The organism is Bradyrhizobium sp. BWC-3-1 (assembly GCF_032917965.1).
Classification (GTDB): Bacteria; Pseudomonadota; Alphaproteobacteria; order Rhizobiales; family Xanthobacteraceae; genus Bradyrhizobium; species Bradyrhizobium canariense_D.
On record NZ_CP136625.1, the window covers coordinates 2368283 to 2392513 of the forward strand.

The 24231-nt window shown below is 64.0% G+C and carries 21 protein-coding genes; 13 read left to right on the plus strand and 8 right to left on the minus strand.

The genetic code is table 11. The features are described 5' to 3' along the window. Positions 1–22: 22 nt before the first annotated feature. The 3 genes from RX329_RS11500 to RX329_RS11510 are packed head-to-tail and all read left to right on the plus strand — an operon-like array spanning position 23 to position 3929. Complete coding sequence (locus RX329_RS11500) at positions 23–1054, plus strand: TRAP transporter substrate-binding protein (RefSeq protein ID WP_085350285.1); 1032 nt, start codon at positions 23–25, stop codon at positions 1052–1054. A gap of 7 nt (positions 1055–1061) precedes the next feature. Further along, a complete protein-coding gene (locus RX329_RS11505; RefSeq protein ID WP_018454298.1) occupies positions 1062–2939 on the plus strand; it encodes a TRAP transporter large permease subunit in 1878 nt (625 codons plus the stop codon). Positions 2940–2951: 12 nt separating this feature from the next. Beyond that, positions 2952–3929 carry a hydroxyacid dehydrogenase gene (locus RX329_RS11510; protein WP_018454299.1) on the plus strand — a complete coding sequence of 326 codons (978 nt, stop codon included), beginning with the start codon at positions 2952–2954 and terminating at the stop codon, positions 3927–3929. Between the two features lie 6 nt (positions 3930–3935). On the opposite strand, the gene RX329_RS11515 is transcribed toward RX329_RS11510, so the two are convergent. Next, positions 3936–5102: an ABC transporter substrate-binding protein gene (locus RX329_RS11515; protein ID WP_026232708.1), complete on the minus strand. Its 1167-nt coding sequence runs from the start codon at positions 5100–5102 to the stop codon at positions 3936–3938. A gap of 316 nt (positions 5103–5418) precedes the next feature. Here RX329_RS11515 and RX329_RS11520 point away from each other — a divergent pair, with 316 nt between their 5' ends. The 3 genes from RX329_RS11520 to RX329_RS11530 all read left to right on the plus strand — a co-directional run bounded on the left by RX329_RS11520 (position 5419) and on the right by RX329_RS11530 (position 11939). Then, positions 5419–7809 (plus strand): EAL domain-containing protein, encoded by a 2391-nt coding sequence (locus RX329_RS11520; protein ID WP_085385105.1) that lies wholly within the window; start codon positions 5419–5421, stop codon positions 7807–7809. Between the two features lie 100 nt (positions 7810–7909). Beyond that, positions 7910–9202 carry an MFS transporter gene (locus RX329_RS11525; RefSeq protein WP_085395027.1) on the plus strand — a complete coding sequence of 431 codons (1293 nt, stop codon included), beginning with the start codon at positions 7910–7912 and terminating at the stop codon, positions 9200–9202. A 151-nt stretch (positions 9203–9353) separates the two neighbouring features. Next, positions 9354–11939 carry an EAL domain-containing protein gene (locus RX329_RS11530; protein WP_317245878.1) on the plus strand — a complete coding sequence of 862 codons (2586 nt, stop codon included), beginning with the start codon at positions 9354–9356 and terminating at the stop codon, positions 11937–11939. 65 nt (positions 11940–12004) lie between these two features. Here the strand turns inward: RX329_RS11530 and RX329_RS11535 are convergent, their stop codons facing one another. After that, a complete protein-coding gene (locus RX329_RS11535) occupies positions 12005–12289 on the minus strand; it encodes a hypothetical protein (RefSeq protein ID WP_143273892.1) in 285 nt (94 codons plus the stop codon). 416 nt (positions 12290–12705) lie between these two features. Here RX329_RS11535 and RX329_RS11540 point away from each other — a divergent pair, with 416 nt between their 5' ends. Genes RX329_RS11540 through RX329_RS11555 form a run of 4 tightly spaced genes read left to right on the plus strand, consistent with a single transcriptional unit; the run spans position 12706 to position 17500 of the window. Beyond that, positions 12706–12897: a hypothetical protein gene (locus RX329_RS11540; RefSeq protein ID WP_018454304.1), complete on the plus strand. Its 192-nt coding sequence runs from the start codon at positions 12706–12708 to the stop codon at positions 12895–12897. A 24-nt stretch (positions 12898–12921) separates the two neighbouring features. Further along, the gene (locus tag RX329_RS11545; protein WP_085360641.1) at positions 12922–13887 is read left to right on the plus strand and encodes a class I mannose-6-phosphate isomerase; all 966 of its coding nucleotides are present in this window, start codon (positions 12922–12924) and stop codon (positions 13885–13887) included. Then, a complete protein-coding gene (locus RX329_RS11550) occupies positions 13875–16151 on the plus strand; it encodes a glycosyltransferase family 4 protein (protein ID WP_085360643.1) in 2277 nt (758 codons plus the stop codon). Before RX329_RS11545 ends, RX329_RS11550 begins: the two co-directional genes overlap by 13 nt. Before the next feature lie 44 nt (positions 16152–16195). Further along, positions 16196–17500: a glycoside hydrolase family 130 protein gene (locus RX329_RS11555; protein WP_085360783.1), complete on the plus strand. Its 1305-nt coding sequence runs from the start codon at positions 16196–16198 to the stop codon at positions 17498–17500. Positions 17501–17595: 95 nt separating this feature from the next. On the opposite strand, the gene RX329_RS11560 is transcribed toward RX329_RS11555, so the two are convergent. Together RX329_RS11560 and RX329_RS11565 are read right to left on the minus strand one after the other, a co-directional pair. Next, on the minus strand, positions 17596–18399 hold the full coding sequence (locus RX329_RS11560) for an isocitrate lyase/phosphoenolpyruvate mutase family protein (RefSeq protein ID WP_085360645.1): 804 nt from the start codon (positions 18397–18399) through the stop codon (positions 17596–17598). Positions 18400–18455: 56 nt separating this feature from the next. Beyond that, positions 18456–19364, minus strand: coding sequence for an alpha/beta fold hydrolase (locus RX329_RS11565; protein WP_026232712.1), 909 nt, complete (start codon positions 19362–19364; stop codon positions 18456–18458). A gap of 120 nt (positions 19365–19484) precedes the next feature. Here RX329_RS11565 and RX329_RS11570 point away from each other — a divergent pair, with 120 nt between their 5' ends. Together RX329_RS11570 and RX329_RS11575 are read left to right on the plus strand one after the other, a co-directional pair. Next, complete coding sequence (locus RX329_RS11570; protein WP_231190451.1) at positions 19485–19973, plus strand: MarR family winged helix-turn-helix transcriptional regulator; 489 nt, start codon at positions 19485–19487, stop codon at positions 19971–19973. A 114-nt stretch (positions 19974–20087) separates the two neighbouring features. Beyond that, complete coding sequence (locus RX329_RS11575; protein ID WP_026232713.1) at positions 20088–20543, plus strand: hypothetical protein; 456 nt, start codon at positions 20088–20090, stop codon at positions 20541–20543. Between the two features lie 75 nt (positions 20544–20618). Here RX329_RS11575 and RX329_RS11580 read toward each other — a convergent pair whose 3' ends face one another. The 4 genes from RX329_RS11580 to RX329_RS11595 form a co-directional block, all read right to left on the minus strand. Further along, a complete protein-coding gene (locus RX329_RS11580; RefSeq protein ID WP_018454312.1) occupies positions 20619–21041 on the minus strand; it encodes a hypothetical protein in 423 nt (140 codons plus the stop codon). A gap of 22 nt (positions 21042–21063) precedes the next feature. Then, on the minus strand, positions 21064–21417 hold the full coding sequence (locus RX329_RS11585; protein WP_026232714.1) for a hypothetical protein: 354 nt from the start codon (positions 21415–21417) through the stop codon (positions 21064–21066). Positions 21418–21476: 59 nt separating this feature from the next. After that, positions 21477–22013: a hypothetical protein gene (locus RX329_RS11590; protein WP_085385109.1), complete on the minus strand. Its 537-nt coding sequence runs from the start codon at positions 22011–22013 to the stop codon at positions 21477–21479. A 186-nt stretch (positions 22014–22199) separates the two neighbouring features. Beyond that, on the minus strand, positions 22200–22811 hold the full coding sequence (locus RX329_RS11595; protein ID WP_085385110.1) for a TetR/AcrR family transcriptional regulator: 612 nt from the start codon (positions 22809–22811) through the stop codon (positions 22200–22202). 127 nt (positions 22812–22938) lie between these two features. Between RX329_RS11595 and RX329_RS11600 the strand changes: the two genes are divergently transcribed. Next, positions 22939–24165 (plus strand): cytochrome P450, encoded by a 1227-nt coding sequence (locus RX329_RS11600; RefSeq protein ID WP_317245879.1) that lies wholly within the window; start codon positions 22939–22941, stop codon positions 24163–24165. Positions 24166–24231: the final 66 nt, after the last annotated feature.

Below are 24231 nucleotides of genomic sequence, written 5' to 3' on the forward strand. Positions count from 1 at the left end.
ATAATTGGGGAGAAACCGCATTATGTCCATCGTGCCCGTGAACCGTCGCGCGTTCATCAAGTCGTCGACGGGACTTGCCGCCGGCCTCGTGCTTTCCCCCGCACTCATCGGCCGCGCCGAAGCCGCGACGCTGAAGCTGAAATGCTCCTCGTCGCTGCCGAACGATCCCAAATTCGCCAACGGCCGGGTCTACTACGACAATCTGGTGAAGAACCTGAAGGCGAACGGCCTCGGTGAGCAGGTCGAGGTCGCGTTCTTTCCCGACAACCAATTGGGTCAGGAAATCGACGTCATCAACTCAGTGAAGCTCGGCGTCATCGACCTCATGGTGTCGGGCTCCTCGATCTCGGCGAATCTGGTGCCGCTGGTCGGCACCTACGACCTCGGCTTTCTGTTCTCGAGCTTTCCGCAGCAGACCAAGGCGTTCGACGCTGGCGCGGCCAAGCCGATCGAGGACGCGCTGCTCAAGGGCAGCAACATCCGCATCATCGCCTGGGCCTATAATTTCGGTTCACGCAGCGTACTTGCGAGGAAGCCGGTGAAGACGCCGGAAGATCTCGCCGGTCTCAAGATCCGCACGCTGCCAAATCCCGTCATCACGGAATGCCTGCGCCTGATGGGAGCCGCCGCGACGCCGCTGGCGTTCGGCGAAATCTACACGGCATTGCAGGCCGGCGTGCTGGACGGGCTAGAGCACGACCCGCCGACCATCCTGGCCAGCAAGTTCTTCGAAACGGCGAAATTCTATGCATTGACGCAGCACAATTTCTCGCCGCTCGCGATCTATTTCAGCGACACGACCTACAATCGCATGGATCCGAAGCTGCGCGAGGGATTTCTCGATGCCGCGAAGAAGGCTGCGGCCGACACGCGGACCCACGGGCTCGCCGTCGAGAAGGAAGCGCTGTCGGCCTTGACCGAAAAGGGCGTGACGGTGGCCGAATGCGACCGCGAGGCGTTCAAAAAGCGCGTCGCGCCGCAGATCGAGAACTTCATGAAGGCGCGGCCGGAATCCAAGGCCGTGATCGACATCATCCGCGCCACGCAGGCCTGACGTGGCAATGACAGCTGCCGTACCTCTCTCGGGCGGCCGCCACGGGAGCATCGCCCTGCTGCTTCGCTTCAGCGACGCGATCGCGGCCATCCTGCTGGCCACGGATCTCGTCGTCGTCTGCGGTTCCGTGCTGCTGCGCTTCTGCTTCAACGCGCCGGTGGAGTGGTCCGACGACGTCGCGCGCGGACTGATGGTCGGATCGGCCTTCTTCGGCGCGGCGAGCGCGCTCGCGCGCGGCGAGAATGTCGGCGTCTCTTTCTTCCGCGATCTGGCTCCGGTACGGCTGCGCGCGCTGGTCGACGCCGCGAGCGCGCTGCTGGTGGTGCTGATTTCGGGCTACGTCGCCTACAACGCCATCAAGCTCGGCTCGCTGACGGCGGGCCAGACCACCGGATCCGGCCTGCCGCTGGAGCTGACCTTCTACCCGATGGGCGCCGGCGCGCTGTTCATGACGGTGTTTGCGATCGACCAGCTCTGCGCCAGGCCGCTCCCTGACATCGTCAGAGGCCTCGTCGCGATTGCCGTCGTGACCGGCCTTTATCTCGCCTGGGATTATCTGTCGCCCGCCACGGTGCCGTCGGCGGGCACGCTGATGCTGATCGGTTTCTTTGCGACGTTGGTCGGTGGCTTGCCGATCGGCTTTGCACTGGCGCTGGCCGCGCTGATCTTCATCTGGGTCGAGGGCGCGCTGCCCGGCGTGATCTTCGCCCAGCAGATGGCGCGCGGCATCGACAATTTCGTGCTGCTCGCGATTCCGTTCTTCATTCTCGTCGGCTACCTCATGGAAGCCAACGGCATGTCGGTGCGGCTGATCGAGCTGTTGCAGCGCGGGGTCGGCCGCATGCGCGGCGGTTTGAACGTCGTGATGGTGGCCTCGATGGTGCTGTTCTCCGGCATTTCCGGCTCGAAGATGGCCGACGTCGCCGCGGTCGGCTCCGTGCTGATTCCGGCCGCGCGCCGCTCCAAGCAGAATCCGGGCGGCGCCGTGGCGCTGCTCGCAGCCTCCGCGGTGATGGCGGAGACTATTCCGCCCTGCATCAACCTGATCATCCTGGGCTTCGTCGCGAACCTGTCGATCGGTGGTCTGTTCGTCGCAGGGCTGTTGCCCGCGGCGCTGATGGCGCTGGCCTTGATCGCCGTCTCCATCATCTTCGGCAAGACTCCAATTGAGACTCCAACTGAGTCTCCAGCTGATGCCGAGGTCATCGCGCCGCAGATGCCGGTGTCGGGCCTGTGGAGCGGCGCGATCGCCTCGTTCGGCCTGATCTTCATGATCTTCTTCGGCTTCAAGAGCGGCTTTGCCACCGCCACGGAAATCTCGGCCTTCGCCGTGGCTTATGCACTCGTCGTCGGCAGCGTGGTGTTCCGCGAACTCAGCTTCACATCGGCTGCGCACAGCTTCGTCCAGGGAGCGACGCGCGCGGGGCTCGTGCTGTTCATCGTTGCCGCAGCGCAATCGCTGGCGTTCACGCTGACCCTGCAGCAGGTGCCGCATGCGGTCGGCGATTTCATGCTGGGATTGTCCAAGACCAGCGGCACCTGGCTGTTCATCCTGCTCGCGATCGGCGTGCTGATCGTGATGGGCTCGGTGCTGGAGGGGGCGGCCGCGCTGATCATCTTCGGGCCGCTGCTGCTGCCGGTGGCCGTGCAGCTCGGCATCGATCCCCTGCATTTCGGCGTGGTGCTTGTGATCGCGATGGGCATCGGCCTGTTCGCGCCGCCGCTCGGGCTCGGGCTTTACGGCGCCTGCCTGATCGGCAATGTGCCGATCGAGCAGACGGTGAAGCCGATCATGGGCTATCTCGGCCTGTTGTTCCTTTGCCTGCTCGTGATCGCGTTCGTGCCATGGCTCAGCACGGCATTGCCGCGCGCGTTCGGCTATTGAGGGAGTATCGCCGTGAAAGTCCTGCTGGCCCACACGCCGGAGATGCGCCGCAATTACTACGGCGATCGCAGCCTGAACGGCTTGCGCGCGACCGCCGAGGTGATCCTGCACGAGAGCGATGAGACGCTGGTCTCAGCCAGCCTCGTGCGCGCTGCGCAAGATGTCGACATCATCGTGGCCGATCGCATGACCGAGGGACGCGGCGAGATCTTTGCGCAACTGCCGCGCCTGCGCGCCTTCGTCCGCTGCGCCGTCGACATCCGCAACGTCGATGTCGAGGCGGCCTCGAACGCCGGCGTGCTCGTGACCCGCGCCGGGCCTGGCTTCGTGCAAGCCGTTGCCGAGCTCGCGGTTGGCTTCATGGTCGATCTCTCCCGCGGCGTATCGCGAGCGACGGCCGATTATCACGCCGGCCGCAAGCCGGAAGCGCGGATGGGCCGTCAACTCGCCGGCAGCAAGATCGGCATCATTGGCTATGGCAGCATCGGGCGCTATCTCGGGGAAATCGCCAAGGTGATGCGCATGGAAGTGCTGGTCGCAGATCCCTTTGCGACCGTGACCGACGGTGCCATCCGGCAGGTCAGCCTCGACGAGCTCCTCGCCGCGTCCGACTATGTCGTCTGCCTTGCCATCGCCAACGAGCAGACCGAAAATCTGATCGGCGAGGCGGCGCTGGCGCGGATGCAGAAGCATGCGGTCTTCATCAATCTCTCCCGCGGCAACCTGGTCGACGAAGCGGCGCTGGCGAAGGCGTTGCTTGAAAATCGAATCGCGGGTGCCGCGATGGATGTGGGCCGCGCGCCCGACCAGATGCCAAGCCCGGAGCTTGCGAAGCTTCCCAACGTCATCGCCACGCCCCATGTCGGCGGCCTGACGCCGCAGGCGATCGAATATCAGTCGCTGGAAACCGTGCGGCAGGTCGAAGCGATCGTCAAAGGCGAGATCCCGCAAGGCGCCGTCAACGCCGACCGCTGGACGCGGCGGCCGTGATCCGCTCTATAGCCGGTCCACAGCTTTGAACGTCCCGTCCTTCTGGATCACCGTCAAAAACACCTTCGGCGGCGCGTCGAGCATGCGCATGCCGACGGTGATGGTGCTGCCGCTGATGTCGAAGCGGCCGACATCGTTGATGGTGCGCAGCAGGCTCGCGCGCGTCGGTTGCGGTCCGGCTTGTTCCAGCGCCGCGGCCGCGAGACGGCCGGCGATATAGCCTTCGAGCGCCACGAAATTCGGTGTCAGCGCCGGGTCGAACGCCGTCTGCGCCGCCTGGTAGTCGGCGACCAGCTTAAGCGAGCGGTCCCAGGGAAACGGCACGACCTGCGTGACGACGACGCCTTCGCCCTCGGGGCCGAGCTCCTTGGCGAGCGCAACGGCGCCGACAAAGGAGATGTTGACGAAGGTCGGATTGGCGCCGCTGCGGTGCGCGAGCTTGATGAACTCGGCGCAGGGACCGTAGGTCCCGACCATGACGATCGCCTCGGGTTCGACGCGCTTGATCGTGCGCCAGGCCGACGCGACGGCGCGGGTGTTGCGCTCGAAGGTGCCTTCGGCGGCGAGCTCGAGGCCGCGCCTGGCAAGCGCGCGCTTCACGCCGGAAAGACCGTCGCGCCCGAACGAGTCGTCCTGGTAGAAAATGGCGATGCGGGTGAAATGGCGATCCTCGGTGAGATGCTTGACCCACGCCTCGGCCTCGGCGCCATAGCTTGCACGGATGTTGACCACGTTCGCAAGCTCGAAGTCGCGCAAGAATTCAGCGCCGCTGAAGGGACCGATGAAGGGCACGTTCCTGGCGCTGGTGATCGGTATCGTCGCCACCGCGGTCGGCGTGCCCACCGCGCCGATCAGCGCGAACACCTTCTCGTCCTCGATCAGCCGCAGCGTCTGCGCCAGCGAGCGGTCGGGGTCGTAGCCGTCGTCACGGCTGATGAGCTGGAGCTTGCGGCCGTGGACGCCGCCTTTGGCGTTGATCTCGGTGAAGGCTGCGACAATGCCCTGCCGCATGCGCTGTCCGAGTGTGGAGGAGGGACCCTCGAGCGCTGCGGCTTGGCCGAACAGGATCGCATCCTCGCTGACGCCGATCTCGTCGGCTTTCGCCGGCAGCATGATTGCTGCCAGGACGGCGACGGTCATGACGATGCATGTCGCAGATCGAGATCGATACATCAGAAAAGTCTTGCCGGGTGCGGTGAGTAGCTTCGTGAAAGCTATCGCCACGGGATGAATCGGCGATGTATCGACGGCTCCGTACTACTCCGGGGAAAACCGGCAACTTGCTTCGACAGAGCCCGCATCATCCTGCACTTCATTAACTAAACCGGGTAATGCGGAAAAGCCGGGTTCCGAAATTGTGCAGTTCTTAACCGCGGTCCTGTTCCGATAGTGGCTCCGGCGGCTCAACCAGAGGTTCGGTTGAGCGGGACAGGGGACGGCGGTTTTTGGAATGGGCGGTCGGGATCAGAACGATCAGGATCGGGGGCGTATGACCGGATGGTGGCGTGCCGCGCCGCTGCTCGGGCTCTATCGCCCTGCGCTCGTCGCAGTCGGCGTCGGTCTTCTGTTTTCGGTCGTGGCTGCAGCCGCCGTGGCGCGATGGGAAGGCCGCGTCAACAAGATCGAGTTCGAGAACGCGGCCGAGACCGAAGTGATCGTCATGCAGAACGGCATGAGCGAGTACATCTCCAGGCTCGTCGCGCTGCGCACGCTGTTCGAATCGACCAATCAGGAGATCACCCGCAGCGAATTCGAGACCTTCAGCGCCCGCCTGTTCGAGCGCCATCCCGGCATGCTGCGCATCTCCTGGGTGCCGCGGGTGAACCGCAAGGAGCGCGCCGAATACGAGGCCGCGGCGATCACGGACGGCGTGTCCGGCTATCGCATCAAGTCGCTCCAGGGCGATGCGTTCGCGACCGCGCCGCAGAGCGACGAATATTTTCCGGTGTTCTACTCGACCCAGCCGAAGACGTCTCCAGTCTACGGAATGGACTACGCGACCGTTCCGGAGCGCCGCGCGGTCCTCGAGCGCGCGCGCGACACCGACCGGATAGGGGCCATTCGCACCCGCCTCTACGAGCCGAAGGAGGGCGGCCGGTTGCCCGACGTCCTCGTCGCCATTCCCGTCTACGCCAAGGGAACGTCGCGCGACGCGGTCGTGGACCGGCGCCGCAATCTCGCCGGCTTCGTCGTCGGCGTCTTCGACCTGCCGCTGCTGATCCAGTCCATTCGCGTGACCACCGGGGCAAGCCCCGCGGTCAGCGTCAACGTCTATCCGCCGTTCGCGGGTCAGATCGTCGGCCTGGAGCAAATGCTGCCGGATTACTCGTCGGCCGCGACGGCGCCGCAGACGATGCGGGACGTCGCGCGGACCCTGCACTGGTCGGGCAATCTCAAGATCGGCGACACCGATTGGCAGGTGCGGGCGGTTCCGGCTGCCGGCGGTCCGCTGGAGACGACTTACGATCGCGCGGGTGCGGTGCTGATCGTCGGCATGCTGCTGACGCTGTCGCTTTCGACCTATCTCATGCTCGCAAGCCGCAATTCGCAGCGGCTGTCACTGGCGAACCGGCGGGTGCTCGAACTCGCCCAGACCGACATCCTGACCGGATTGCCGAACCGCGCTTTCTTCCTGGCCCGGCTCGACGAGCTCAAGGGCCGTTTGAAGGACGCCGGTCCGACCTTCTCGATCCTGATGCTCGACCTCGACCGCTTCAAGAACGTCAACGACTCGCTCGGTCACGGTGCCGGCGATGCGCTGCTGCGTCAGGTCGCACAGCGGCTGAAATCCGCTTTGCGCACCAGCGACGTGCTGGCCCGGCTCGGCGGCGACGAATTCGCCATCATCCAGGAAGCTTGCGAGGATCAGCGCGTCTGCTCGACCGAACTGGCGGGGCGGATCGCCAAGCTCGTGGCCGAGCCGTTCCTTCTTCCCGGACACCGCGTCGAGATCGGTACCAGCATCGGCATTGCGATCGCGCCCGATCATGGCAGCGATCAGGAGCAGCTGCTGAAGAAGGCGGACCTGGCGCTCTACCGCTCGAAATCGTCGGGCCGCAACTGCTTCACCATCTACGACAAGGCGATGTCGGCCGAGCTCGAGGCGCGCAGCACGCTGGAAGGCGATCTGCGCGACGCCATCGCGCGGTGCCAGCTCGAGGTGCACTACCAGCCGTTCGTCGACGCCCTCAGCGGCACGCGGCGCGGCTTCGAGGCGTTGGTGCGCTGGCGGCATCCGACGCGCGGCTTGATTGCGCCGGACCAGTTCATCCCGCTTGCGGAGGAGACCGGGCTGATCGTGCCGCTCGGCGAGTTTGTGCTGCGGCGCGCCTGCGCGGACGCGGCCGGCTGGCCGTCCGATCTTGCGGTCGCCGTCAACCTGTCGCCGATCCAGTTCAAGGAGGCCGAGCTGTTCGAGATGATCAGCGCGGCGCTCGCCGATTCCGGATTGCCGCCGCAGCGGCTGGAGATCGAGATCACGGAATCCGTGCTGCTGGAGCGTGGCGTCGAGAACCACGCCTTCATGGAGCGGCTGAAGAGCATCGGCATCGCGCTCGCACTCGACGATTTCGGCACCGGCTATTCGTCGCTCAGCTATCTGACCGCTTTCCCGTTCGACAAGATCAAGATCGACAAATCGTTCATCCGGAACCTCACGCATCAGCCGCGCAGCTCCGCCATCATCTCCTCGATCGTGACGTTGGCGCGCGGGCTGGACATGTCGGTCACCGCCGAGGGCGTCGAGACCCGCGAGGAGTACGAGCGGCTGAAGGCGCTCGGCGTCAATTTCGCGCAAGGCTATCTGTTCGGCCGCCCGCAGCCGATCGAACGGATCCTGTTCGACGCGCCCGCCAAATCGTCGCAACGCGACGCGGCCTGAGGGCGGCCGCCCAAGGATCGCTCAATGAGGCATGCGCGAAAAGCGCTTGACCCGGGCGGTCCCGGATGGTCGGAAGGACCGTCCAGGGATGAAACACACAATGCGGCTTCCGTTCTTCTACGGCTGGGTCGTGGTCGCGGTGACCTTCGTCACCATGGCCATCGGCGTCAACGCGCGCACCGCCTTCTCGCTGTTCTTTCCTCCCATCATCTCCGAATTCGGCTGGGAGCGCGGCGTCACCGCGGGCGCCTTCTCCTTCGGCTTCGTCGTTTCGGGCATGGTCAGCCCGCTGATCGGCCGGCTGATGGACCGCGCCGGCCCGCGCGCGGTGATGGAGCTCGGCGTGGTTCTGATGGGCGGCGGATTGCTGCTCGCGCCGCTCACGAGCCAGCCCTGGCATCTCTACGTCACCATCGGCGTCATGGTCGGTGCCGGCTCGGTGTGTCTCGGCTATTCCGGACAGTCGTTGTTCCTGCCGAACTGGTTTATCCGCACGCGCGGCCTCGCCATCGGCATCGCCTTCGCCGGGGTCGGTATCGGCTCGGTCACGCTGCTGCCGTGGGTGCAGCACTTGATCGAAGGGACCGGCTGGCGCACCGCCTGTACGGCGATGGGCCTGATGATCCTGATCGTGCTGGCGCCGATCAATCTGTTCCTGCATCGACGTCCCGAGGATATCGGCCTGCGGCCTGACGGCGATGCGGCCCCGGCCGCAGGCGCCGCAAAACCCGTCTCCAACATCGTCGATCCCGTCTGGGCCGGGACCGAATGGACACTCCGGAAAGCGGTCGCCACGACACGGTTCTGGTGGATCGCGCTCGGCTATTTCTGCGGCCTCTACATCTGGTACGCGGTGCAGGTGCACCAAACCAAATTCCTGCTCGACATCGGCTTTAGCCCGGGTGTCGCGGTGTGGGCACTCGGCATCGTCAGCCTGCTCGGCATTCCCGGCCAGATCCTGCTCGGCCATGTCTCCGACCGGATCGGGCGGGAATGGGTGTGGGCGATCAGCTGCGCGGGTTTTGCGATCTCTTTCGCGGCGCTGATGGCCCTGAAATTCCAGCCGTCATTGTGGCTAGTCTATCTCATGGTGTTCACGCAAGGCGCGCTCGGCTACGGCCTGACCTCGATCATGGGCGCGGTGGTGTTCGAGATTTTTCAGGGCAAGCACCAGGGCAGCATTTTCGGCACGATCATGCTGGCGGCATTGGCCGGCGGCGCTGCCGGTCCCTGGGTCACCGGCTTGCTTTACGATCGGGTCGGCGACTACACGCTGGCCTTTGGCGTCGCCATCATCGTGAGCGGATTGTCGGCGCTCTCGATCTGGCAAGCTGCGCCCCGCAAGGTGCGCGCCGTTGCCGGCAAGCTTCAGGTGGAAACCGGCGCCGAATAGGTTCCGTGCGCGCCCAATTACCTTCGTTTCTTTCGCGGAATGTTAATCATGTCGCGTCTTGGCGCGGTGCGAGGGGACTGCAAAAACGACTTGGACACCATGGTGGCGCTAGCGTCGGTTGCATATTTTCCCGATGCCTCCGGGTCTAGCGATGTCCGCCTCCGATTGTGCCATGATAGAAACTCCGGAAGTGCTATTGGCCGCGCTCGAACGCGCCGACGAGGGCATCGTCATCGTCGACAGCGCGCATCGCATCACGCATTTCAATGCCGGTGCGGAGCGGATCTGGAAACTCGCACGCGCTGATGTGCTCGGTCACGACGCCGAAATTCTCACCCTCAAATGCCTTCAGGCCGATCCGGTTGCAGAATTCCGTGACGAGATCAGCCTCGTGCGAAACGACGGCAGCCGCATCCGGGCGGCCATCTCGCTTTCATCCATTGCAAGTGAAGGCATCACCTATCGCATCGTGTTCGCGCGCGACGTCACCGCGGATGCCGAACGCCGCGCCAGGATCGGGCTTCTCCACGCCGTCTCCGACCAGACCAACCGCGCGGTGCTCATCACCGACACCGACCAGAGCATCGTCTACGTCAATGCCGCCTTCACGACGCTGTTCGGCTACACCAGCGAGGAAGCCGAGGGCCGCCGTGCCAGGGGCCTGCTCGCCGGCCGCCACACCGATCGCAAGGCCGTTGCGAAGCTCGTCAAGCGCCTGATGGAGGGTGGCCACCGCGGCGAGGTCGAGATGCTCGCCTATGACAAGGACGGCGAGGAGATCTGGGTCTGCGCTCGCATCGATGCCTTCCGCGACAGGAAGGGCCAGGTCAAGCACATCTTCGCGCTGCTCGAGGATATCACCGAGACCAAGCAGCTGCGCTCGCTGCAGCAGCTCATCATGGGCGCGCTGGCTGACGAGGTTCCGATCGGCGAGATCGCCGACCGGCTGTGCCGCCGTGTCGAGCAGATCGCGCCCGACGTCGTCTGTTCGCTGCTTCATATCGATGCCGCGGGCCTGATCCATCCGCTCGGCGGCCCAAGCCTGCCCGAGGACTATTCCCGCGCACTGGACGGCGTTGCCATCGGCCCCAATGTCGGCTCGTGCGGAACCGCGGCCTTCTACGGCGAGCCGGTGCTGGCGACGGATCTGGAGACCGATCCGCGCTGGCGGCCGTACAAGGCGATGCCGCTCGCGATTGGCCTGCGCGCATGCTGGTCGACGCCGGTCAAGGCCAAGGACGGACGGGTCATCGCCACCTTCGCCTTCTACTACCGGGAGCCGCGCGCGCCGAGCAATTGGCATCGGCGCATCGTCGAGGCCTGCGTCAATCTCGGCGCTTTCGCGATCGAGCGCAAGGAAGCGCGCGCCGAGATCGCGCGGCTCGCCTATCACGATATCCTCACCGGCCTGCCGAACCGCGCGCAATTGCGGCGCCTGATCACCACCGCCATCGATGCCTGCCCGACCGGCAGCCACGTCGCGCTGGCCTTCCTCGACGTCGATCATTTCAAGGACGTCAACGACACACTCGGTCATGCCGCCGGCGACGAGCTCCTGATCCAGCTCGCGCAGCGCCTGCGCGAGCAGATCGGGCCCGAGGACATGCTGGGGCGACTCGGCGGCGACGAGTTCGTGATCCTGCTGCCGCAGCGCAACGCCGAGGGTGCCGAGCGCGTCGCGGCCGGAATCACCGAAGCGCTGGCCGCGCCGCTGCGGCTCGGCTCGAGGCAGCTGCAGATGTCGGCGAGCATCGGCGTCAGCCTCTATCCCGATCACGCCACCGACATCGACACGCTGATGCAGCAGGCGGACGCGGCCATGTACATGGCCAAGCAGGCCGGCCGCTCGACCCATCGCCTGTTCAGCCCCGAGATGAACGGGCTCACCGAGCAGCGGCTGGCCTTGATTGCGGCGCTGCGCCGCGCCATCGCCGAGGGCGCGCTGACCCTCCGCTATCAGCCGCAGATCCGCAGCTGCGACGGCGCGATCCATGGCGTCGAGGCGCTGGCGCGCTGGCACGATGCCGAGCTTGGCGACGTCTCGCCGGCAAAATTCATCCCACTCGCCGAAGAGTGCGGCCTGATCGAGCAGATCGGCCTGTGGTCGGTGCGCGAGGCCTGCCGGCAGATGGCGAACTGGCGCCGCGCCGGGCTGAACATTCCATCTGTGTCGGTGAATCTGTCGCCGATCAATTTCCGCAACGTCACGCTGGCCGCGCGGCTCAAGGACATCCTCGCCGAATACGATCTGGCGGCGGATGCGCTGATGCTCGAGATCACCGAGGGCGCGTTCATGCAGGACAGCGTCGCCGCGCTCGAGACGATGAACGCGATCCGGGAGCTCGGCGTCGGGCTTTCCGTGGACGATTTCGGCACCGGCTATTCCAGCCTCAGCCGGCTCGCCCATCTGCCGATCCGCGAGCTCAAGATCGACCGCAGCTTCATGCGCGACATCGAGCGTGACGCTGGCGCGCTCGCGATCGCCACCGCTGTGGTGCGCGTCGGGCAGGGCCTCGGCATGACTGTCGTCGGGGAAGGAGTTGAGACCGAGGCGCAGCGCAAAGTGCTGGCCGAGCTCGGCTGCGACGTCGTCCAAGGCTTCCTCTACGCGCCCGCGCTCGCGCCCGTAGCGTTCGAGCGCTGGCTGATCGAGCACTGCGCCGAGCAGGCGCGGGCGATGCTCGCTCGTCTCGACATTGCACCGGCCGGCGCGACCGAGGTGAAGCGATCGGCGTAGAGCATCTGCCCTCGGAGCCGCCACAGCAGCAACGACTGGCTAGTCATCGAAATCAACCAAACGCGTTACTTCGATCGTGTCTGGTTTGATTTTGCTCGGCATTGACGCGGCAATGCATAGTGAACGGTCAGCAGGCTTTCGTTCCTGTCATCGAAAATCAAGTGATCGGTCAAGGCCATTTCCGCGCGCATCGCGTTGCAGCAGAAGATCATCCATCGATTGAACGTGGGCGGCTGGCTCATGGACCGGTAAAGCTCGCCACACTCGATGGTCAGGTTCGGCCGGCCTTCCGCGCTCGCCAACTCGAGCCGGGATCGAATCTCTTGCCGGAAACGATCCGTTGAAACCATGCGACTCCGATAGCCGAAAACCTTTCTGAGAAGGGGATCAGCCGGCCAATAATGAAATCGAGCGAGGAACCCCGTCAACTCAGACGTCAGGCCGCGTGACCATAGAGCAATGCCAACACAAAGATACAGCTAATAAAGCCGATCGGATTGATGCGCTCGTCTCGCTATTGGGTGACGGCGTTCCTATATGCTCGAGATCACCGCCCGCCCTTGGCAGTTATCGGTGACTGAGAGCATTTCGCTCCCGCCTCAACCACGCAGGCGGTCGCATGTCCGATATCCCAAAATACAAATCTCCTGGACCGATTGGTATCTCGGGTGCCGGTGCGGGTCGCTGCGTCGGCTTGCATGCAGCGGAATCCATTTTCAATTGATCTGCGGCAGCGATCTCGCACGCAGATCGTCAGGAGGTTTACGTGGCAAACACAGCAACGATCCGAAATTCGAACGGACTTCCGGCCACATTCACGGGATCGAAGACCGGGCAGGACGACGCTCCGTTTGTCTTCGTCAAGGTCGGCGATGAAGAGCGCCGCATGCGAAGGGCCGAATGGGATGCGCTTCCGCCCTGGACCGGTCCGCGCCCGGCACGAACAGCCAACGACTGATCGCACAGCCTTGGGGAGGCCCGCTTGACGGTCGAACATGCCATCGTGCGAACCAAGCCGAAGCCCTGGGGCAGTCTCGATCTGCGGCCCTGGAGTGAGACGTCGACGAGCGACGGGCCGATCGGGGAATTGTGGTTCGAGCGCCCGGGTCTTGCTGCGCCCAAGACGACGTTGCTGCTCAAAATGCTCTTCACCACCGAACCGCTGTCGATTCAAGTTCACCCGGATGATGCGTTCGCGCGCTCGATCGGGCTTGCCAATGGCAAGACCGAAGCCTGGTATATCGTCTCCGCGATCCCCGGCGCCCGGGTCGCGGTGGGATTGAACCATTTGCGCTCCGCCGCGGAGTTGCGAACCGCGATCACTGATGGCTCCATCGCCGATATCGTGGATTGGCAGCCGGTTCATCCAGGCGACGTCATTTTCATTCCTGCTGGAACGATCCACGCGATCGGCGCCGGCATCGTGCTCGTGGAAATCCAGCAGCACAGCGACGCCACCTTCCGGCTGTTCGACTATGGACGAGAGCGCAAACTGCACATCGACCATGCCGTCGCGGTGGCGACGGCAGGCCCACGCCAGATCCAATCGCCGTCCGAACGCCTGAGCGGCGCGCGAACGGTCCTCACGGTCAATTCCTATTTTGCGCTGGAGCAGACGGACCTTGCTCCTGGCTCCGTTTGGATGCTCGACGCACCGAAAGAGACCTGGCTGCTGGCGATAGAAGGCCAGGCCCAACTCGGCTCGACGAGGCTGGCGCCGGGGGACGCGATCTTCCTGGAAGCCGACCATGCGGAAATCGAGGTCGGCGCGAACGGGTTGAAAGCGCTGCTGGCCTATCCCGGCCCGAAGATAAACCCTGCTGCGCTAACAGAGCGCAGTGCCGCGAGCGCCAGTCTCGCACCGCACGCCTTTCCCGGCACCCTGGTCCCGTCTCCCTTCGAGACCGCCACGCTCAAACAATCGGAGACGCCAAATTGGCTGCCGTAAATCGTATCGCATTCATCGGCAATTCGCTTCCCCGCCGCTGCGGCATCGCGACCTTCACTACTGACTTGCAGAGCGCCGTTGCGGCGTCCCGGAGTGATCTGGAGACGGTCATCGTCGCGATGACCGATCACGGCCAGGTCTACGATTATCCTGCCACCGTGGGCGTGGAGATCAACGACGACAGGCAAGATGATTATGTCCGAGCGGCTGCCTATCTGAACATCGGCGGCTTCGAGGCCGTTTCGCTGCAACACGAATTCGGAATTTTCGGCGGCGAAGCCGGAGGCCAGATCATGGCGCTTCTGTCGCGCCTGACCATACCGATCGTGACAACCCTGCATACGGTCTTGTCCGAGCCGACAGAGGCTCAGCGCGACGTCATCACGCGCATCGTCGAGTGCTCGTCCAAGATCGTCGTGATGGCTGAAAAAGGTCGGGAATTGTTGCGCTCCGTCTATCACGTGGCTGACGAGAAGATCGAGATCATCCCGCATGGCATCCCGGAATTTGCGTTCGTCGAACCCGACGCGGCCAAGGCTGCGCTCGGATTCAGCAACAAGTCGGTCATCCTGACCTTCGGATTGCTGTCGCCGAACAAGGGTATCGAAGTCATGATCGATGCGATGCCTTCGATTCTGAAGACCCGACCCGATGCCGTTTACGTCGTCCTCGGTGCGACGCATCCCAACCTCGTGCGCGACCGTGGCGAAGCTTATCGTGAGTCCCTGATGGCGCACGCGCGCCAGGCTGGCGTCGAGGGTCACGTCGTGTTCCTCGATCAGTTCGTCGACAAGAAAACGCTGCTCGATTTCATCTCGATGTCCGACGTCTACGTGACGCCGTACCTCAGTGAGGCCCAGATGACCTCAGGCACGCTGGCCTACAGTTTTGGCCTCGGTAAAGCCGTGGTGTCCACCCCGTATTGGCATGCCCGTGAACTATTGGCCGAGGGCCGTGGCATCCTGGTTCCGTTTGGCGACGCGGCAGCGCTCGGCATTGAAATCGCCAAGTTGCTCACCAACGACGTGCTTCGGCAGGCGATGCGCAAGCGCGCCTATTCGAGCAGCCGCGCGATGACATGGGAAAGAACCGCCGAGCGCTATATGTCGGTCTTCGAGAACGCCGGCCGCCGGCATCGGCTCAAGACCATCGCGCGTATGGATACTGGTACGCTGCTGCGCGACAGCCGCGCCCCGCCGGAAATGCAGCTCGGCCATTTCCTGTCGATGTGCGACGACACGGGACTGTTTCAGCATGCCGTTCATAGCGTGCCGGATCGTGCCCACGGCTATTGTGTCGACGACAACGCCCGGGCGCTGCTCGTGGCCTGTGCGCTCAACAATCCGGGCGAAGAGCGGCTGCCGGAAGCGCTGACGGCGCGATTTGCCGCCTTCGTCCAGCACGCCTGGAATCCGGATACACGACGATTTCGCAATTTCATGGGCTTCAATCGCTGCTGGTTGGAGGACAAGGGGTCGGAGGACAGTCACGGACGCACGCTCTGGGCCTTGGGCGCGTGTGCATTGACCGATGCCAGCACGTCGCGGCGCTCATGGGCCGCGGCCTTGTTTTCCGAAGCAATGGCGACAGTGGAAGATTTTCGTTCGCCCCGTGCGTGGGCGTTCGTATTGCTGGGCCTCGATGCTTACTGCTCGGCTGTCCCGGGCGATGTCCAGGCGACCCGCCTGCGTGCCGTGCTTGCCGATCGGTTGATCTTGATCTTTGACACCGTGGCAACCGGCGATTGGGTCTGGTTCGAGGACGGGTTGGCCTATGATAACGCGCGCTTGCCCCAGGCGCTGATCATAACCGGTCTTGCCAGCAAGACATCGCGCTGCGTCAATATCGGGCTGGAGTCGTTGCGCTGGCTTGTGAAGCGGCAAACCTCAGCGAAAGGCCAATTCCGCCCGATCGGCACGGCGGGGTTTGGCGATCGACGCCAGCCGTCGCAAGCCTTCGACCAGCAGCCGCTGGAGGCCGCGGCGACCATCGGGGCATGCCTCGCCGCGTGGCGGGCCGATCACGATGTCGAGTGGAAAGCCGAAGCCGCGCGGGTCTTCGCGTGGTTTCTGGGCAGCAACGACCTGTCGGCCTCGCTGGTCGATCTGGAGACCGGAAGCTGCCGGGATGGCCTGCACCCCGATCGTCCCAATGAGAACCGCGGAGGGGAATCCGTGGTGTCCTATTTGCTTGGGCTTTCCGAGATTCGGCAAATTGCCCGCCTGAGCGAAAGCCGGGCCAAACCTGCTCCTCTCGTCGCTTGACGGAGCAGGATTACGATTTCCTCCTTCAACCCATCGAGGCCGTCTTGTCGCAATCTCCCTTCCTCAAACGTCAAGCCCTTCAGCTGCGGCCTGATCCGACCCGTGTCATCGTTCGGCCTTTCAAGCCGGCAACAGAGCCGCGCGACCTCAATCCGACGGACAAGACCCGCGCCAACCATATCGTCGAACGAGTCCTCGCGCTCGATGCCGAGACGGCTGACCGGCAATTGGCCGACGTTCTGGAGAATTTCCTCGGCCGTCACCGCAACCTGTTGCAGATCTTCGAGACACGCGCCGCGGAAATGGAAGAGGCGCTGGCCGACCATGCTGTATTCACGCAGGTGCAGCGCCAACTCGCGGGCGCCTATTTTCTCAACGAATATTCGTTCGAGGCCTCGGCATTGTTCAATCCGAGTATCGTGCCGCATCCCGATCAATCCGGAACGCCGGAAGGCAGCCTTCGCTTCATCCTGAGTCTTCGTGCCGTCGGCGAGGGTCACGTGTCGTCCCTGACATTTCGCTCGGGGCTTATTGCGGCAGACGGGACCGTGACCATCGACCCGACGGCGCGCCTTGCATCCAGCCCCGATCTCGCCAAGCTGACATCGGGCGCCGGCGGCGACGAGATTGATGTTACATTTGCGGCCGGCCAGGATCTGAGCGAGCGGGTGATTTTCCCGGTCACTGAAGCGCAGTCGAACGGGATCGAGGACGCCCGCTTTGTGCATTTCAGCAACGCCGGCGAGACGATCTACTACGCGACCTACACCGCTTATAGCGGACGGGCGATCCGGTCGGAGCTGATCGAGACGTCCGACTTTGTATCGTTCCGGCTATCGACCCTGAAAGGCAGTGCCGCGCGCAACAAGGGCATGGCGTTATTCCCGCGCAAGATCGGGGGCAGATATGCGATGATCGCGCGCCAGGACAACGAGAACCTCTATCTGATCTTTTCCGACGACCTCCAGACGTGGGATGGCGGCCAGCCGATTCTGAAGCCGCGATACCCCTGGGAATTTGTGCAGATCGGCAATTGCGGATCACCCATCGAACTCGACGTCGGGTGGCTGCTTCTGACGCACGGCGTCGGACCTTTGCGAAAATATTCGATCGGGGCCGCGCTGCTCGACAAGAACGACCCTTCGAAGGTGCTCGGCCGCCTGCGCGAGCCACTATTGCGCCCGGACCCTTCCGAACGCGAAGGATATGTTCCAAACGTCGTCTACACTTGCGGCGCGATGCGCCACCACGACAAGATCATCTTCCCCTACGCGGTTTCCGACAGCTATTGCAATTTCGCGACCATCGAGATCGCATCCTTGATTGCGGCCATGGACAGGAGCGCATAGGAACTGCGCTGACCGTTCTCGACACCATCCGGTGGATTGGAAAAAGCGTGAAGCGGTCGGCGCAGAACACTGCGTCGAGCTGGTGATGTCCGGACTCAAGCATCCGGTTGCAGGAACGTGCCGTACTGCTTGGTCGCGGCGACCGCGGCCGCGGCCTGTCCGATCACCCGCATCGCTGCCAGCATCGGCCACGGCCCGAGGCTGACCCGCCGAACGCCGACGCGAGCCAGATCCGGAAGTGCGGGAACGCCTTGTGTCACCATGATGTTGACCGGCAAAGGCGTGAGCTGAACGAACTTTTCAATGAGAGCGAGGTCGGTGAGGCCGGGGACGAAAATTCCGTCGGCGCCGGCCTCGGCATAGACCTTCGCCCGCCTTGCCGCTTCGTTCATGCACTCGTCCGGCGATCCGAATTTCAGCAGGAATGGATCTGTTCTCGCATTGATGAATAGCTGAACTCCCAGATCTTTCGCGGCGTCGCGCACGGCCTTGATCTTGGCGGCATGGAGTTCGGGATTGACCAGTTGCCGCTTTCCCCCCGATAGCCCGTCCTCGATATTGATGCCGACGGCGCCGGCTTTCAAAATCTCGGTCGCCGATCTGGCGGCGGCCTCCGGGGTGTCGCCATATCCTGCCTCCAGATCGATTGAGACTGGAACCGACACGGCCGCAGTCATCCGCGATACGAGGCCGGTCACCATGTCGAACGGGACATTTTCTCCGTCGGCGTATCCAAGTGCGGAGGCGACCGCGCCGCTGCTGGTCGCGATGGCCGGAGCGGTCTTCGCGATGGCTTTGGCGGTGGCGGCGTCCCAGGCGTTGAACAGGACGAGCGGATCGCCCTTCCTGTGAAGGGCATGAAAGGTCTCGGCGTATTGATGTTGTGTCTTGGCGTCCATTGCGCGCACTCCAGATTAGAAAATCGAAGGATGTTGTGGGCCACCGCCCTCTGCGTTCAGTCAGGCGCGTGCGTCTTGAACCAGTCCATGATCAGGCCGGTGACTTCTTCCTCACGCTCGAGGTGCGGGAAGTGCCCGACATCGGGCAGGACAATCCGCTTGTGCGGCCCCTTGAACAGCGGCTCCTCCTTGACCGAGTACCTCGCTGTCGGATCGTTGCTGCCATAGATCGTCAGCGTCGGCGTGTGCATGTCATTGATCGGCAGCCGGCCCGTGAGCCCCGCATCGGTCAGGCCTCCGTAATATTTCAGCGCTGCGGCCATCGTGCCGGGCGAGCTGAGTGTCTCCTTGATCGAACGGATGTGCTCGGCATTGTTGAATGTCGGTGACCACAGCTTCCAGAGATAGTCGACAAAGGGGAGGCCCTCGGTATTGACAGCGGATTCGGCGCCGGGCAGCTGGAAAAAATAGACGTGGAAGACGGCTCGAACGAGCTCCGGATCCCGTCTGATGCTCGAAATTGTAATCGGGTGCGCGGTGTTCATGACCACGGCGGCCTTGATTGCCGATGGCGCCGTGGCCAGCGCCTGAAAGGTCGAGGTGCCGCCCCAATCCATGCCGACGACGCGTGCCTGTCCGTCGTCGCTCAGCGCCGCGATGAGGGCTTCGAGATCCTTGCCCAGTGCGATCGGATCGAAAATGCCGTCCGCCGGAATCTCGGTCGGCGCATAGCCACGCAGGAACGGCGCGACGGCACGATACCCGGCATCCGCGAAGACCTGCAGCTGCTTTCGATACGACCAGGCATTGTCGGGAAAGCCGTGCAGGAACATGACCAGGGGGCCATCGCCCTGTTCGAGATAGGCGAAGCGCACGCCGTTGGCCTGGACGTATTTCAAGGCGGGTTCGGTGCCCCTGGTATCCGCTTGGGCATTCGCTTGTCGTGCCGCGCTCCGAGTATTCATCGTCATTCTCCATGTGATCGAGCCCCGCGATCCAAATTATGTGCGGAGCGCACATATCGTCAAGTTGTTTTTTGTGCGCTCCGCACATATTGTCGGTGTATGGAAATTGGAATCGCAAATTTGCTGGGGGCGCTTTCGCTCGCCGTCATGGATCGGATCGAGCAGGGCGCGCGCGAGGTCATCGGCCGCGGTGGCGAGACCCCTGCGGCACTGGTCGTCATCGGCTATGGCCAGGGCATGACCAACGACAAGCTGCGGCGGATCCTTGGCCTGTCGCATTCAGGAACGGTCCGGCTGGTGGACCGTCTGGTGTCGGATCGGCTGGTCGAACGTCGGCCCGGACAGGACGGCCGCGAGGTTGCCTTGCACCTGACGGCGAAGGGCGCCGCAACCCGCAACGATTTGATGACTTCGCGGATTTCGGCCGTCGCATCGCTTCTGGATGTACTGTCGCCGGCTGAAACGAAGCGCCTTGAAACGCTGCTCCATGAGTTGTTGGCTCGGCAGGATACCTCCGAGATGGATCGCTTCACGATCTGCCGCATGTGCGACGACAGCGCTTGTACGAATTGCCCCTTGCCCACGGACAAGGGCAAACGCGCTCGCTAGCGGGCGCGCTCGAGACTATCATCCGGCTTGGGCGCAACGCGCGTTCACATCGCGGAAAGGAACGTCCGGCGTTTCCCCACGTTGTCGGCCCACCAGCACAAGCCGGGCCATACGATGAAGAAGATCGCCACCATCCTTGTCATGCTCTGTGCCTTTCCGGCGGCCGCCCGCGCGGACAGCTGGAGTGGCTATCGCATTCCCGAGACCGGGACCAGCGTCGATATCCCTTCGTCCATCTTCACCGAGCAAGCCGGCCGGCCCGACGGCTATGGCATGCAGTACCGGACCAGCGACGGCCGTGCGGATTTGACGGTGCAGGCCGTTCCCAATGACGGCAGCTCACCGGCCGCTTTCCTGGCGCGGAAGAATCCGCCGCCCGGCATCACCTACAAGCGCATCACGCCGCGCTTCTTCGTGGTCTCCAGCACCCGGGGCGGCAAGATCTGGTACGACCGCTGCAACTTTGGCCGCCGCTACGTGCATTGCGTGCTGATCAACTATCCGGCCGCCGAGAAGCGGCAGTGGGATGCACTCGTGACCCGCGTCAGCCGCACGCTGAGCGGCGGTTGATCTGTTCACCAGCGAAAAACCTGCTCACAAAGAAAAACTGCCCGCAGGTTGCGGGCAGCAGTCTCGTGAGGATGTTCAGCGCACGTTGGTCGATGTCGTCGACATGGTCGGCTTGGAGCCCGGCACGTGCGACATGGTCTTGGTGGTCGACCCGACCTCCTCGCCCGCCTTGACTTTCGTGCGGGTGTGGGAGCGGCTGAACGTACCACCCTCATGCGCCTGCGCGCGCGCATTGGAATTGAGCACCGGACCGTTGCCCTTGTTCATGCTGGTGCCGGACTGCGCCTTGCCGTTGGCAGACGCGGCGCTGCCGCCCGCTGCAATCGACGAGCCGGTCTGTCCGGAGCCCGACGTCGACGTGCCGCCGGTGCCGAGCGTGCTGGCCGAGGTGCCGCCGGCCGCGGCCGAGCCCCCAGTGCCGCCGGTCATGCTGGTTTGCGCCGACAACGGTGAGGCGGCGGCGAGCAGAAGTGCGACCGACGAGGTCGCGATCAACATTCTCATCTGTGAAATCCTTTTGCTAGGGCGACGATGTCGAGATGGTGCAGCCGTTGACCGTGACGGTGCTCGCGCTGGTCGAACCCGGGCCGCCGGCCGTCGAGGACGAACTCGACACGTTGCCGCCACCGGCCTGGACGTGCACCGACGATCCGCCGGCCGAGCTAGAGCTCGACAGCGAGCCGCTCGATGAGGTCGAGCCGGTGGTGCCCGAACCCGATGACCCCAGCGCGGTAATGCTGCCGTCGGGATGTTTTTCCACCGTGACCCGGCAGGTCTCGCCGGACGCGGTCTTGCCGGTTTTCTGCATGGTTTCCCCCGCAGCGGCGCTGCTCATCAAAGTCAAAACTGCGATCGCAACGATTGGTCTGTTCATGCCAGTCCTCCTCAGGAAGGACGAAGGAGCGGCATTGCTGCCGCTCCGCCGGCCGGATGTCAGTCCTTGTCCTTCTTCATCTCGTCCTTGTGGTGGCCTTTGCCCTTTTCCCTGCCCATGTCGCTGGCATGTCCCGCGGAGGAGCCGGCCGCTCCCACGGTCGAGCCGCTCTTGCCGCCGCCGGCCGACGAGCCGCCCGTGCCGACTGTCGATGCCGAGTTGGAGCCGGAGCCTGCCGCAGAGCCGCCGGTGCCGACGCTGGACGAACTCTTGCCGCCACCCGCCGACGAACCACCGGTGCCGAGCGTCGAGGCCGAGCCTGAGCCGCTGCCGGAGCCTGCGGCGGAGCCGCCGGTGCCGATCGACGAACTGCTGGTGCCGCCGCCCGCCGACGAGCCGCCGGTGCCAAGCGTCGAGGCCGAGCCCGATCCGCTGCCCGAACCCGCCGATGAACCGCCCGTGCCTACGGTCGAGTTGCTGGTGCCACCGCCGGCTGACGACCCGCCAGTGCCGACCGTCGAACTCGACTGCGCCACGGCGAGCGCGGTACCGGCCAGCAGCGCAGCTGCGGCCGCAGACAATTTCAGAATCCTCATCGCTGTCTCCTCGAATGATCAAATTGCCAAAACAGGCACGGGATAAAGTGGCAAGCTGCAGAAACGTTCCTTGGATCGGTATGAGGATGTGGAAATGCGCGCGAGAATTGCGACGAGGTTCCAGCGGCGCGGCGCGCCGATGCCGAGCGGGAACAGCGAAGCGCGACGATCTGAAGAAAACAAACGCTACTTCAACGACAATCCCGTCCTGCGCCGCAGATCCGTGATCGCGCGCAGAAAACTGTCGGCCGGCGTCGTCTCCGGATCGATCAGGCGGTGCAGGCGAAAGCCGTCTTCCAATGCCAGCACGACGGAGGCCATCCAGGGGGGATTGAGCGTGTCGCCCTTCGCGTTGCTCTTCAGCGTTGCCTCGATGATGTCGGCGACCAGCTTGCGCCGCGCGCGCAGGCGCTTTGCAAGCTCCGGTCGGCGCTTCTCGGCGCGGGCGACAAACAGGATCATCTCCATGTGGAGCAGCGGCGAGCGGCCGAGCGGATCCTGCCTTGTGCGATCCATCGCCTTCAGCGCCGCGATGAAGTCGTCGAGATTGTCGTGCTGCGCGAGGATGTCCATGTTGCGCCGGATCGACTGCGCGACATGGTCCTCGAGCATGGCGATAATCAGCTCGTCCTTGCTCTTGAAGTTGGAATAGAACGCGCCGCGGCTAAATCCGGCCGCCGCCGCGATCGCCTCGATGCTGGCGCCGCCGATGCCGTCCTGCTCGAACACGCGCGCCGCCGCCTCGAACAGCCTGTCGCGCGTGTCGTCCCTGGTCGGCCTAGTTCTCACCCTTGACATCGGGGCAGTTTAGGGCAAAATGCAACTCGATACAACAATGTATCGAGTTGATAATTCCGGGATGGTTACGCTGCGCAAGAGGGGCTGCGGCGTATGCGATTCATGCGGCAACCGATATGAGGTCACCATGAACGAGCACGTGCAGGGCACCGGCGGTCCGCTGTTCCCGCTGTCGCCGGACTTCATCCGCGATCCCTATCCGCATTATGACCGGCTCCGCGCGATCTACCCGATTCACGTGACGCCGTTCGGCCAGTTCGTCGCCAGCCGCCATGCCGATGTCAGCCTCGTGATGCGCGACAAGCGTTTTGGCAAGGATTTCGTCGAGCGCTCCAGGCGCCGCTATAGCGAAAAGATCATGGAGGAGCCGGTCTTCCGCAGCATGAGCCACTGGATGCTGCAGGCCGATCCGCCCGACCACACCCGCCTGCGCGGCCTCGTCGTGAAGGCCTTCACCGCCCGCCGCGTCGAGGACATGCGGCCACGCATCCAGGAGATCGTCGACCAGACCATCGATGCCGTGATCGACCGCGGCCACATGGACCTGATCGAAGACTTCGCCTTCCGCCTGCCTGTGACCATCATCTGCGACATGCTCGGCATCCCCGAGGACCATCGCGAGACTTTCTATAACAGCTCGCGCGATGGCGGACGGCTGCTCGATCCCGTGCCGCTGTCGCCGGAGGAAATCGCCAAGGGCAACGCCGGCAACATGATGGCGCAGATGTATTTCCAGCAGCTGTTCGAACTGCGTCGCAGAAATCCCGGCGACGATCTCATCACCAAGCTGGTGCAGGCCGAGGAAGACGGCAACAAGCTCACCAACGAGGAACTGACCGCCAACATCATCCTTTTGTTCGGCGCCGGCCACGAGACCACGGTCAATCTGATCGGCAACGGCCTGCTGGCGCTGCATCGGAATCCGGACCAGCTCGCGCTTTTGAAGGCGCGGCCGGACCTGATGGTGGGCGCGATCGAGGAGTTTCTGCGCTACGATTCCTCGGTGCAGATGACCGGGCGGGTCGCACTGGAGGATATCGACGATCTCGGCGGCGCCAAGATCCCCAAGGGCGAGACCGTGCTCTGCCTGCTGGGCTCGGCCAACCGCGACCCGGCGGTCTATCCTGACCGCCCCGACCGGCTCGACGTCACCCGCCAGAATGTGAGGCCGCTGTCGTTCGGCGGTGGCATCCATTTCTGCCTGGGGGCCCAATTGGCCCGCCTCGAGGCCGAGATCGCCATCGCCACGCTGTTGCGTCGGCTGCCCGACCTGCGCATCGACGACGTCGAAAACCCCGAATGGCGGCCGACCTTCGTGCTGCGCGGCCTGAAGCGGCTGCCTGCGAGCTGGTGATGGCTCGCCGGCGTTAACCTCCGCGCGCAACAGTCGCTGTGACTTCGCCACACTTCCCCCTATATA